At 63.7% G+C, this 9,736-nt stretch carries 12 protein-coding genes; 8 read left to right on the forward strand and 4 right to left on the reverse strand.

What is annotated here, in order from left to right:
- Window positions 1-90 precede the first annotated feature (90 nt).
- Entirely contained in the window at window positions 91-237 is a 147-nt protein-coding gene (locus ACE04A_RS04635; RefSeq protein ID WP_279997684.1) for a hypothetical protein, read from the reverse strand.
- Here ACE04A_RS04635 and ACE04A_RS04640 point away from each other — a divergent pair.
- Together ACE04A_RS04640 and ACE04A_RS04645 are read left to right on the forward strand one after the other, a co-directional pair.
- The gene (locus ACE04A_RS04640; protein ID WP_259249198.1) at window positions 179-544 is read left to right on the forward strand and encodes a hypothetical protein; all 366 of its coding nucleotides are present in this window, start codon (window positions 179-181) and stop codon (window positions 542-544) included. The two genes, ACE04A_RS04635 and ACE04A_RS04640, sit on opposite strands and share 59 nt — an antisense overlap.
- 4 nt (window positions 545-548) lie before the next feature.
- Window positions 549-1,334, forward strand: a complete 786-nt coding sequence (locus tag ACE04A_RS04645; protein ID WP_448717628.1) for a 2-keto-4-pentenoate hydratase — start codon at window positions 549-551, stop codon at window positions 1,332-1,334.
- A gap of 72 nt (window positions 1,335-1,406) precedes the next feature.
- Here the strand turns inward: ACE04A_RS04645 and ACE04A_RS04650 are convergent, their stop codons facing one another.
- Both ACE04A_RS04650 and ACE04A_RS04655 read right to left on the reverse strand, forming a co-directional pair.
- The gene (locus ACE04A_RS04650) at window positions 1,407-2,822 is read right to left on the reverse strand and encodes an amidase family protein (RefSeq protein ID WP_279997676.1); all 1,416 of its coding nucleotides are present in this window, start codon (window positions 2,820-2,822) and stop codon (window positions 1,407-1,409) included.
- Window positions 2,823-2,914: 92 nt separating this feature from the next.
- On the reverse strand, window positions 2,915-3,784 hold the full coding sequence (locus ACE04A_RS04655) for a LysR family transcriptional regulator (RefSeq protein WP_485819893.1): 870 nt from the start codon (window positions 3,782-3,784) through the stop codon (window positions 2,915-2,917).
- Window positions 3,785-3,918: 134 nt separating this feature from the next.
- Between ACE04A_RS04655 and ACE04A_RS04660 the strand changes: the two genes are divergently transcribed.
- From ACE04A_RS04660 to ACE04A_RS04675, 4 genes are all read left to right on the forward strand, one after another.
- A complete protein-coding gene (locus tag ACE04A_RS04660) occupies window positions 3,919-5,346 on the forward strand; it encodes an MFS transporter (RefSeq protein ID WP_448717630.1) in 1,428 nt (475 codons plus the stop codon).
- Window positions 5,347-5,413: 67 nt separating this feature from the next.
- On the forward strand, window positions 5,414-6,361 hold the full coding sequence (locus ACE04A_RS04665) for a 3-hydroxyacyl-CoA dehydrogenase NAD-binding domain-containing protein (RefSeq protein ID WP_259245646.1): 948 nt from the start codon (window positions 5,414-5,416) through the stop codon (window positions 6,359-6,361).
- Between the two features lie 105 nt (window positions 6,362-6,466).
- Window positions 6,467-6,739, forward strand: coding sequence for a GNAT family N-acetyltransferase (locus tag ACE04A_RS04670; RefSeq protein ID WP_279997674.1), 273 nt, complete (start codon window positions 6,467-6,469; stop codon window positions 6,737-6,739).
- Between the two features lie 20 nt (window positions 6,740-6,759).
- Window positions 6,760-7,161 carry a YchJ family protein gene (locus ACE04A_RS04675; protein WP_448717631.1) on the forward strand — a complete coding sequence of 134 codons (402 nt, stop codon included), beginning with the start codon at window positions 6,760-6,762 and terminating at the stop codon, window positions 7,159-7,161.
- 13 nt (window positions 7,162-7,174) lie between these two features.
- On the opposite strand, the gene ACE04A_RS04680 is transcribed toward ACE04A_RS04675, so the two are convergent.
- Window positions 7,175-8,047, reverse strand: coding sequence for a LysR substrate-binding domain-containing protein (locus ACE04A_RS04680; RefSeq protein ID WP_448717632.1), 873 nt, complete (start codon window positions 8,045-8,047; stop codon window positions 7,175-7,177).
- 123 nt (window positions 8,048-8,170) lie between these two features.
- Here ACE04A_RS04680 and ACE04A_RS04685 point away from each other — a divergent pair, with 123 nt between their 5' ends.
- Both ACE04A_RS04685 and ACE04A_RS04690 read left to right on the forward strand, forming a co-directional pair.
- Window positions 8,171-8,884: a haloacid dehalogenase type II gene (locus ACE04A_RS04685; protein WP_448717634.1), complete on the forward strand. Its 714-nt coding sequence runs from the start codon at window positions 8,171-8,173 to the stop codon at window positions 8,882-8,884.
- Window positions 8,885-8,955: 71 nt separating this feature from the next.
- Window positions 8,956-9,696, forward strand: a complete 741-nt coding sequence (locus ACE04A_RS04690) for an aldolase (RefSeq protein ID WP_448717636.1) — start codon at window positions 8,956-8,958, stop codon at window positions 9,694-9,696.
- The last annotated feature ends 40 nt before the right edge of the window (window positions 9,697-9,736 follow it).

A 9,736-nucleotide genomic window follows, 5' to 3' on the forward strand; every position in this document is an offset into this window, starting at 1 on the left:
CCCCCCCCCCCCCCCCCCACGGCTGACGCAGCCCTGAACACGCAGCATCGCCAAGCCTTCTACAATACGGCCAGAATATTCCGGGCCAGCTCACTGGTTCTGCTTTCTTAGTTCTGCTTTCTTTTCATCCAACGCGGCGCGCCGCGCAATCTTGAGATCCCCCATGCATTCACCTGTCATGGCCATGGCCTTCAGCCTATTCGTGCTTTGCTTCATCACTTGTACGATCAGCGGCATCGTTTTGTTCTTCTTCAAGTGCAAGGAGATCAACGCCCGAATGAAGCATCCGTATTTGCAGCATCGCCCTTGGACCCAGTACCCGCTGTCGATCCAGGCCGCCATCATGCTGGACTATTTTTTCCGCCTGATGTTTCCCGGCACGCGATTCTGGCTGATTGGCAACGCCAACGACCTGCTGGGCCACGTCGACCCAAAAAAGACGCCGCTGTCGCTGAAGTGGCCCATTGTGGGCTTCTGGGGTTCGTGCTGGTTGGGGCTGATCGCGATGATCGTCCTGTGGGTCATGCTGTTCCTGGGCCGCTGATCCCATGCAGATCCGCATCGAAGACTATCCCGGTAGCGAGGACGCCGCCCGCATCCTGATCGCCGCGCGCGACGCTGGTGTGGCGGGCCCACGCTTGCCCACTGACTGCCGTCCGCAATCGCTGGGACAGGCCTTTGCCGTTCAGCAGCGCACCGCGCAATTACTGCAAGACACGCGGCAGGACCGCATCGCGGCCTGGAAGAGCGCGTTGCCGTCCCCAGAGAAGACCGTGGTGGCGCCCATTTATGCATCAGGCACCGCCTATGCCGACGCGGGGCCTGTCGCGACGCGCACCGACGTCGTGCGCGTCGAACCTGAAATTGCGTTCGAGCTTGCCCACGACCTGCCCGCCCGCGACACGCCCTACACCGCAGCCGAGGTAGACGCGGCCGTGGGCAGCGCCCGCTTGGCGCTTGAAGTGCTGGGCTGCCGCTACGCGGCGCCGGAACACGCCAGCCTGCCCGAGCTGCTTGCCGACCACATGTTCAACAACGGTCTGGTCCTGGGCCCGCGCATTGCGTCGCCCGACGCTGCCCCGGCCAGCATGACGCTGACCTTGTCGGTGAACGGCAACGAGGTGGAGCAACATCCCGGCTTCCATCCTAACGAACACCCCAAGGCCGGTTTGTACTGGTTGGCCAACTTCCTGCGGGAACAAGGGCTGGGCCTGCATGCCGGCCAGCACGTCATCACCGGTTCGTACGCCGGGTTCCTGGACGTGCCCGCGCATCAGGACATCGAGCTGGTCTATGGCGATCTCGGCGTGCTGCGCGTGCGCTTTGGAAACTAGCTGACTGGCGCCGTAGCGCGTCGTTGCCATTGAACCTTACCGCGCCACGCGGGCGGCAAGGCTCTTGGTGACTCAAGGCGATTGGGGTTCGGCGATGGTGACGGCGTCGCCGCCAGCTTCAATGATTTCGCCAGCGGCCAGGCATAAGTCCTCGCGATAACGGCCCGCCACGATCTGCACGCCGACCGGGCTTTGCCCCACGCTGCTCATGGCCTGGCCCATCGCCACCGACAAGCCGGGCAAGCCCATGAAGGGCACGCCGATCTGGGTCATTTGCGCACGCCACACACGGGCATAAGCGGCATCGCCTTGCAGGTCGAGCTTGTCGGGGAACGGCAGTTCAGCCGATACCGGCAGCAACAGGATCGGGTAATCGGCCAAGAACATTTCCCACATGCGGGTCAACGTTGCCCGACGCGTCAGCACCGCGGAAAAATTGTTCAGGTTGGCTTCGGCCGCCTTGTCACGCTGGCCACGCAATGCCACCAGCGCGCCTTGATCGCCCTCTTTTTCCGCCGCCGCCAGCATGGCGTCATAGCCGTCGGCCATCCACATCCGCACCTGAAGATCGGCCGCCTCTTGCATGGGCGGCACGGCATCCAGCGTATCCACCGTCCATCCGGCTTCGGTCAGGCGGCGCGCGGCTTCCTGCAATGCCTTGACGACCGCGGGCTCGGTATCCATGCCATCGGGGTTCACGCACAGCGCGGCACGGCGTGGCACATCCGGCCCTACCAGCGGAGCGGGCACCCACCAGGGGTCGCGCGGGTCTGGGGCGGCCAAGACGGCAAGCCCCAGGCGTACGTCTGCAATGGTGCGACCCAAGGGCCCGGACACCGCCGTGAGTTGTCCACCAATAGAGCGTTCGGGCAAGGCCGCGTTATAAGCCGCCACGCGGCCCAGCGATGGGCGCAAGCCGTGTACGCCGCAGGCGTAGGCGGGGTAGCGGATAGACCCGGCGATGTCGGTGCCATGCGCCAAGTGGCCGATGCCCGCCGCCACTGCTGACGCCGCGCCGCCCGACGACCCACCCGGGGTCAGTGCCGCATTGCGCGGATTGCGGGTATCACCATGCAGCGCATTGCCGGTAAACCAGCGCAAGGAAAACGCCGGGGTGTTGGTGCGGCCCAGAATAACGGCACCGGCCCGCAAGAGGTTGTCGACCACAGGGCTGTTCGCTGCCGCGATCAGGTCTTTTTGCAGCTTGACCCCGTTGGTGGTGGCGTAGCCCGCCTGATCGACGTTGACCTTGACCGTGACGGGTACGCCGGCCAAGACGCCGGGATCTTCGCCGCGCGCAAGCTGCGCGTCCACGGCGGCAGCCCGAGCCATGACCTCGTCAGGACGATGGTCCACGACCGCATTCAGCGCGGGATTCACGGCGTTGAGCCGCTCCAGCGCGCTTTGCGCGGCCTCGACGGCGGACACTTCACGGTTACGGATACGGGAGGCAAGTTCAACTGCGGACAAACGCCAAAGATCAGACACGCGTCACTCCTGAGGTCGTGGTTTTTTCGGGCCAAGCAAACCTTAGCGCCTGTCGCGCCCGCCCACAAGCCACGGTTCACCGCAGGAGTGCGCTATTTGTCCGCTTCGAACACCTCGACGATCGCATCCGCCACCGCACGCACGCGCGCGGTGCGGTTCAGGTCGCCATGCATGACCAGCCACAAATCGTAAGGCTCGCTGCGGCTGGGCCAGATGCGCACCAGGTCTGGATAATCCGGCGCCATGTGCGTGGGCAATTCGCCGATTCCCAGCCCCGCCACCACGGCCTCGAGGATCATCAGCCCGGAATTCAGCTCGATGGCGATACGGCCGTTGCCCGTGGGCTCGCCGCAGAAGGTGTCGGACCATCCCGGTAGCACCGACTGCTGATACGTCACCAGCGTATGACCAGCGAACGCGGTGCCCGGCCGCGGCTCGCCATGCGCGGCAAGGTAAGCGCGCGACGCATACAGGCCGACTTCCTTGCGGGCCAGGTGACGCTGGATCAGTTCGGGGTTGTCGGGTTTGATGTTGCGGATCGCCAGGTCCGCCTCGCGCCGCGTCAGGTTGCTGATCTGGATCGATGCCGACAGCACCACACGGATGTCCGGATGCTGGGCTTGCACCCGCCGCACGGCCTCCATGATGAAGTAGCGGGCCACGGTTTCAGACGCAGCCACGCGCACCACGCCGGACAAGCGGTGATCCATCCCCTGCATCTGCCGCTGCAGTTGGTCGGCAGCCTGCTCCATGCGTTGCGCCGCGGCAAAAGCCAGTTCCCCCGCTGCGGTGGGGACGTATCCGCCCGGCGTGCGCAGGAACAGCCGCGCGGCCAGCGACGCCTCCAGCGCGGCCAGGCGCCGGCCCGCCGTTGCCTGGTCGATCTGCAACAGCGCCGCAGCGCCGCGCAGCGTGCCAACCCGATAAATAGCCAGGAATATTCTGGCGTTGTCCCAATCCATAGCGCCCTTCCATTTCAGCGACAGCCATGAATAGTGATGCATTTATGCATCACGATAAAGCAAATTCTCGGATTTTTTGCAGCAAGAAAAGGGCCTAAGCTTCATCCCTCGAAAAGCCGCCTTCCTTACGCGCCATGACCACCGCCTGCCCGCAAGCCCCCAGTCCGCAAATCCCCACCCCACCAACCCAGCTCCCCACCGCTGACGACAAGCCCCTTACAGGCTGGTTGCCGCTTGTCACCCTGGCCATCGGCTTTGTCATGGCGATGCTGGACGTCACGGTCGTCAACGTCGCGCTGCCCAGCATCGCCGTGCAATTCGTCGTCCCGCTGACTGACCTGGTCTGGATTGTGGACGGCTATACGCTGACCTTCGCCGCCTTGTTGTTGGTGGCCGGCGCGCTGGCTGACCGGTACGGCGCCAAGACCATCTATCTGGCGGGGCTGGCCGTATTCACCCTGGCCTCATTGCTATGCGGCCTGGCGCCCGACGCCAACACGCTGATCGCCGCCCGCATGCTGCAGGGCCTGGGCGCTGCCCTGTTCATGCCCAGTTCCTTGAGCTTGCTCACGCACGCCTATGACGACGAACAGGTCCGCACCCGGATGCTGGCCGCCTGGTCGGCCATCGTGGCCGTGGCGGGCGCGGCCGGCCCCTTGATGGGCGGCGTGCTCATCCATCAATTCGGCTGGCGCGGCATATTCCTCATCAACATCCCGCTTGGCCTGGCCGGCCTGTGGCTTGCCCGTCGGCGTATCCAGAGCGCACCGCGCCGGCCTCGCTCGCTTAACCCCTTGAGCCACCTGCTAGGCGTGATTGCACTGTCGTCGCTGTGCTTTGTGCTGATCCAAGGCAACGCTTACGGCTGGACGTCCAGCCGCATTGCCGGCGTCACCGCGCTGTGCGCCGTGGCTGCCGTGCTGCTGGTGCTCCGCGAACGCCGCCACGCCGAACCGATCCTGCCACGCGTCCTATTCACTACCGCCCATTTCGCCGCCGCCAATGGCGTGGGGTTCCTGATCAATCTGGCCTCGTACGGCCAACTCTTTCTGCTTAGCCTGTTCCTGCAGCACGCAAGGGGAACCGACGCGCTTCAGACCGGCATTCAACTGGTGCCGATGCTGGCGGTGTTCTCGATCGGCAATATGATTTCGGGGCGTGTTTCCGCGCGCTGGAACGTGTCGGCCTCGCTGTTGGGAGGGTTGTCGCTGGCTGCGGCCATGAGCGCTGCCGGCATCATTGCGTTCTCGCCCGCCATGGCCTATTGGCCTTTCGCAATCATGGTGGCGCTGGGCAATCTGGGCGTGGGTATCGCCGTGCCCGCGATGACCAGCGTCGTCATGCAGGTTTCAGGCAAGCACCACGCCAACAGCGCGGCGGCGGCGTTGAACGCTAACCGTCAGTCCGGCGCGTTGGTGGGCGTGGCCTTGATGGGCACCATCCTGCATGCGCTGCCTGACTGGAACGCCAGCCTGCCCGTGGCCTATGGCGTGATCGCGGCCAGCTACGTGGGCGCGGTGATGTTGGTCTGGCGGCACCTGCGCCGCGCGCGCAATGTGTGATCGGCGGTAGGCATGGGGCCGGCGTTTGCTTCACAATGTGGCCAAACCCGATAACCAGGAGAGCCGCATGTCCCGCACCGCCGAGCCCCAGCCGTCCATCCGCCGTATCGCCATCGTTGGCGCCGGCACCATCGGAGCCAGTTGGGCGGCGCTGTTTTTGGCTCGCGGGATGGATGTGGTGGTCAGCGACCCCGCTGGCGATGCCGAAGCGCAAACACGGGCCCGCGTCCAAGCCGCGTGGCCCGTGCTGACTGAATTGGGGCACGTCACTGAAGGCGCCTCGCCAGATACCCTGCGATTTGAACCGGACTTGGCCAGGGCGTTGGCCGGCGTGGACTTCGTGCAGGAAAACGCGCCCGAACGCGAAGACTTCAAGATCGACCTCTTTGCCCGCATGGATGCAATGCTGCCTGCCCATGTCATCGTCGCGTCCAGTTCGTCGGGCCTCATCATGAGCCGCCTGCAATCCCGTTGCAGGCATCCCGAGCGCTTTGTCATTGGCCACCCTTTCAACCCGCCGCATCTGATTCCGCTGGTGGAAGTGGTGGGTGGCGACAAGACCTCGGCAGCGGTCATCGACCAGAGCATCGCGTTCTACAAAGCCATGGGCAAGTATCCCATCCGGCTGAACAAGGAAGTGCCGGGGCATATCGCCAACCGGCTGCAAGCGGCAATCTGGCGTGAAGCCATCCACCTTGCCGCGGAAAATGTCGCCAGCGTCGCGGATATCGACGCGGCCGTCTCACAAGGCCCTGGTTTGCGGTGGGCATTGTTTGGTCCGCATATGACATTCAATCTAGGCGGCGGCGCGGGCGGGCTGGCGAACTTCATGGACCACCTTCTGGGCCCCGTGCAAACCTGGTGGGATGACCTGGGCGCACCCGAGGTCACGCCGGCCCTGCAGCGCAAGCTGATCGACGGCGTCAACGCCGAGGCCGGCCAACGCAGCATTGCCGATCTGGTGGAAACGCGCGACGCCCAACTCACCGCGCTGATCAAGGCCTTGCGCCGATAGACGCCGACCAGACGCCGACCAGACGCCGACCGTTAGACATCCCAGGGATTAATCTATTCACTTGAACGCCGGGGCCACGTCCCGGCACATCCAAGGAGCCTTCGCATGACCGCTGTCACCCACGACCCCGGACAATCCCGTTTCACCGCCACCGTCGATGGCGTGCTGTGCGTACTGGACTACCAGTTGCAAGGCGACACCATGGTTATCGTTCACACCGGCGTCCCAAGCCCGGTCGGCGGGCGCGGCATCGCCGCTGAATTGACCAAATTCGCGCTTGAGAGCGCTCGCTCCCAGGGTTGGAAAGTGCGCCCGGTGTGCTCGTATGCCGAGGTCTACATGCGCCGCCATCCCGAATACAACGACCTTCGGGCCTGATCCCCGCCACCTTGCACGCCGTGACCAAGAAATCCGCACCCTCAATCGCACCCTGCCCCTGCGGTGGCGCGGCCTATGCCAGTTGCTGCGGCCGCTGGCATGATGGCCCGATCGCCATGCAGGCTCCCACTGCCGAAGCGCTCATGCGGTCTCGCTACAGCGCTTTCGTGCTCGACAAGCTGCCCTATCTTTTGGCCAGTTGGCATCCCTCTACCCGGCCCGCAACGCTGGAACCCAATCCGCCCGACTTGAAATGGCTTGGGCTCTCCATCAAACAAGCGCGCGATCAGGACGCTGACCACGCCACCGTGGAGTTTGTCGCACGCAGCCGCCAAGCCGGGCGTGCGCATCGCCTGCACGAAGTCAGCCGTTTCGTTCGCGAGGGTGGGCAGTGGTATTACGTGGATGGCGACCTTAGCTGACCGCCGGTCGCGTTCATGCGGCTATCGGGCTCTGCGTGTCGGCTTCCACGGCCTGGGTCACCGCCGCCACCAATTGCCGTTCAAGATCACCAGGCGCGCGCTGATTGCTGACGATCGCCAGCTCGGTCGGGGGCACCGCCGCGTACCCATCCTCGGCACCCAGCACCTCGTGTGACGTCAACTTGGCAAACGCCGGCAGCAGGCTCACACCCAGACCGGCGGCCACGGCCGCTTGCACGCCGGCCAAACTATGGCTGTGATAGGCCGCGTGCCAGGATAGGCCCGCGCTTTCCAAGGCATAGATCATGCGCTTGCGATAGATGCATCCATGCGGAAACATCACCAGCGGCACCGCTGCAAGCCCCTTCAAACGATCTTTGCTACCCACCCACACCAAGCGTTCCGGCCACGCCGCCAGACAAGGGCCATCCCCCGGCTCGCGCTTGATCAACGCCACATCCAGATCGCCTGACGCCAAGCGCTCGCGCAATTCGGCGCTCATGCCACTGGCCGTTTCCAGGCGCACCTCGGGATGGCTGGCGGCGAATCCCGCCAGCAGCACCGTCAGCCGGACAACATCGAAGTCTTCCGGAACGCCCAAGCGCAATACGCGCGTCGCGCGCGGCGCCGTCAATGCCAGTTCTGCCTCATCGGCCATCGCCAACAAGCGGCGCGCGTACGCCAACATCAGCTCGCCGTCCTCAGTCGCCACCACATTGCTGCCCGCGCGATCCCGTAACAGCAATGTCTTGCCCACGGTCTGCTCAAGTTTGCGTACTTGCTGGCTTACCGTGGATTGCGTGCGATGCACGCGGCTGGCAGCTCGCGTAAAACTGCCTTCGTCGGCAACGCACACCAGCGTTTTCAAGAGTTCCAGATCAAGCATGGGATGGAGTTTGATAGTTGCCTATCAACTAAGAAGAGTTCAATTATTAATTTTACGACTTTGTGTGCTCGGTTCTAAGCTGACCGTTCAAGTCCCCTGCCCACTATCGACAAGGACATCGCAATGCCGCTGAACGAACTCCCTCGCCCGCAATGGCTTACCTTTGACTGCTACGGCACCCTTATCCAATGGGACGAAGGATTACAGGCCGCGGTGGCCCGCATCTTGGCCGACAATCCGCAAGAGCGCGCATTGCCCACCCCTTCAGAGTTCCTGCATGTTTACGACGAGCATGAACATCGCCTGGAACGCACGCCGCCGCACCGCAACTTTGCCGATATCGCTCGAGAAGCGCTGCGCTTGAGCATGCAGGACCTGGGCCTTGCGTACCGCCCGAAAGACGCCGAGATGCTGATCAACAGCATCTCGGCCATGCCCCCTTTCCCCGAAGTCGTGGGCACGTTGTCCGTGTTGAAACAGGCGGGCTTCCGCCTGTGCATCATCTCGAATACCGACGACCAGATCATCGCGGGCAACATCGCGCAACTGGGCGGGCATATCGACCGCGTCATCACGGCTGAACAAGCGGGTGCCTATAAGCCCTCCCGCAAGATCTTCGCCCACGCCTACAACAGCCTGGGCGTATCCCCTGGCGAAGTCGTGCATATTTGCGCCAGTCCCCATCTGGATCATGCCGCCGCGCGCGACATCGGGTTTCGGTGCATCTGGATTGACCGCGGCACAGGTCGCCAATGCTTGCCGGACTATCGTCCTGACGCTACCGTACCGACATTGGATCGCGTACCCGATCTTTTCCGGACCGCTGGCTGGCTGTGACTGCGCTTCATGGCAAGGGCCGGTCAATGCAGATAGCCGCTTCCTCTTACCCATAAACCCGAAAGGTAGACATGAATCCAGACCCCCAATTCGCCGACGCTCTCTTTCACGCGGAACCCGTGGCGGCGCTGCGCGCTGATTTGGCGCTAGCACTGCGCGCCGCGGCTGCCCATGGTTTGGGAGAAGGGGTCTGCAACCATTTCAGCGTAGCGCTACCAGGCGACCCGGACCACTTCCTGCTGAATCCGCGTGGCCTGATGTGGAACGAGGTCCAGGCTGATGACATCGTATTGATCGACGCCCATGGCAACAAGCTTGCCGGCCGGCACGCGGTTGAGCCCACTGCTATGTTCATCCACGCCGCCATTCACCGTGTTGCGGGCAAAGCCTGTGTCCTGCACACGCACATGCCCTACGCCACGGCACTCACGCTCACTAGCGATCGCGGCCTGGACACCACCCTGTCGCAGAACGCCATGCGCTTCCATGGTCGCCTGGCCATTGACGAAAACTACAACGGCCTCGCGCTGGACGTCAGCGAAGGGGAACGCATCGCGCATGCCATGCAAGGCGCCGACATCGTTTTTCTTGGCAATCACGGCGTCGTGGTGTGCGGGGAACGGCTGGACTACGCCTACGACGATCTCTTTTTCCTGGAACGCGCCTGTGCTGCACAGGTACTGGCACAGTCGACTGGCCGCCCGCTCAAGCCGGTCAATACCGGTCTTGCAGCCAAGGTCGCAGCGCAGATTCAAAGCGAGCGCTTGCAGTCCGAATTGTTCTTCCAAGCGCTACGCCGCCAATTGCCCTAGCCCAGCACATTCTGGTCCCTGGCAAAACAAAACGCCGCGC

The organism is Achromobacter colocynthidis (assembly GCF_057334535.1).

Bases quoted from the DNA above. Each gene is read 5' to 3' on its own strand.
- ACE04A_RS04680 (WP_448717632.1), bottom strand. From the start codon at position 8,047: ATGCTTGATCTGGAACTCTTGAAAACGCTGGTGTGCGTTGCCGACGAA.
- ACE04A_RS04635 (WP_279997684.1), bottom strand. From the start codon at position 237: ATGCCGCTGATCGTACAAGTGATGAAGCAAAGCACGAATAGGCTGAAG.
- ACE04A_RS04685 (WP_448717634.1), top strand. From the start codon at position 8,171: ATGCCGCTGAACGAACTCCCTCGCCCGCAATGGCTTACCTTTGACTGC.
- ACE04A_RS04660 (WP_448717630.1), top strand. From the start codon at position 3,919: ATGACCACCGCCTGCCCGCAAGCCCCCAGTCCGCAAATCCCCACCCCA.
- ACE04A_RS04690 (WP_448717636.1), top strand. From the start codon at position 8,956: ATGAATCCAGACCCCCAATTCGCCGACGCTCTCTTTCACGCGGAACCC.
- ACE04A_RS04655 (WP_485819893.1), bottom strand. From the start codon at position 3,784: ATGGATTGGGACAACGCCAGAATATTCCTGGCTATTTATCGGGTTGGC.
- ACE04A_RS04665 (WP_259245646.1), top strand. From the start codon at position 5,414: ATGTCCCGCACCGCCGAGCCCCAGCCGTCCATCCGCCGTATCGCCATC.
- ACE04A_RS04640 (WP_259249198.1), top strand. From the start codon at position 179: ATGGCCATGGCCTTCAGCCTATTCGTGCTTTGCTTCATCACTTGTACG.
- ACE04A_RS04670 (WP_279997674.1), top strand. From the start codon at position 6,467: ATGACCGCTGTCACCCACGACCCCGGACAATCCCGTTTCACCGCCACC.
- ACE04A_RS04645 (WP_448717628.1), top strand. From the start codon at position 549: ATGCAGATCCGCATCGAAGACTATCCCGGTAGCGAGGACGCCGCCCGC.